The 1025-nt window shown below is 48.0% G+C and carries 1 protein-coding gene and 1 pseudogene; both read left to right on the top strand.

Annotated features, from left to right (window positions below; translation table 11 throughout):
- Positions 1–266, top strand: a pseudogene (locus HMPREF9304_RS12200) (site-specific integrase); the annotation flags it as partial.
- Positions 267–274: 8 nt separating this feature from the next.
- Positions 275–742, top strand: a complete 468-nt coding sequence (locus tag HMPREF9304_RS12195; protein WP_036929612.1) for a DUF1896 domain-containing protein — start codon at positions 275–277, stop codon at positions 740–742.
- The last annotated feature ends 283 nt before the right edge of the window (positions 743–1025 follow it).

Raw genomic sequence — 1025 nt, 5'->3', positions numbered from 1 at the left:
TTGCCACGACCATCTGTTTGGAGAACGGTTTGCCGATAGAAACCGTCAGTAAGATACTCGGACACCGTTTCATTTCCACCACCGAACTTTACGCAAAGGTCAGCAAGAGTAAGATTGCCCGTGAGATGCAGCCACTCATGGGCAGCAATACCACAAGGGAACTGCGAAAGGCTTTGCGTGTTTGTCCGCCAAGAAAGCCAAGCGGAGGACAAGTAACTTGTCCTTTGACCGCAAAGCAACCATCATTGAACATCAACGCTAAATAAAATTAAAAATGAAAGAGAACAAAAAGCTGGAACTTTCTTACTTTCGATTGAAATTAAGAAGTTACATGAGTGAGCATCACCCTGAGAAGTTGCAAGATACAGAGTTTATCACCACACGAGCAGACATGGCTCTCACAGCTTACTGCGATGCCGTGGCGCAAGGTTTCACGCACCCCGAAGCCGAAAGTATGGCAAGCGAGGTTTTGTATCAAGGCTTGCACTTTTCCAAGTATGATACGCTTGTATCCGTGTTGGAAAACGAGTTTGAAAGGGAACTGCCTGCACCGCTCCCAGAGAAACTCGTACCNATACTGTTGTCGAACAAGGCTATTCAAGCCACATTCGACAANTTCGGTTTGACGGACACATTTGCTTCTGACGANCAATACGNCCGTCTTTACACCGAACTCACAGGCACGNTAGTGNTGCTCANCNAGAGCANTCATNTGCCAATAATCGGTCAGACGNAGGGNTAAGCCCAAAGGCGTTGTAAGCAAAGGCACACGCAAAGNCCCTGANGCCGTTTCTTATCGTGCAAAGGTNCAACGGNAGCCTNTCTGCCCNGACAAGGTCAAGTNCTGCGGATGGAGAGAAGAATCTCCACCGCAGGANTTTTCNTTTTCAANTNGGTNTNGCNATTTNCAATATTCGTGCGGTCGTATTCATCTCTCCCAACCTTGCAGGGCAGGGCTGCCNTAAGAGAGTATAGGCACGACAAGAATACGGCATACTCAGGCTCTTTGGACGCAAGGCGTAACA

Source organism: Hoylesella timonensis S9-PR14 (assembly GCF_000762405.1).
GTDB classification, from domain to species: domain Bacteria; phylum Bacteroidota; class Bacteroidia; order Bacteroidales; family Bacteroidaceae; genus Prevotella; species Prevotella timonensis_A.
The sequence above is the reverse complement of the archived record's forward strand: the minus strand, read 5'-3'. Positions and strand labels throughout refer to the sequence as shown.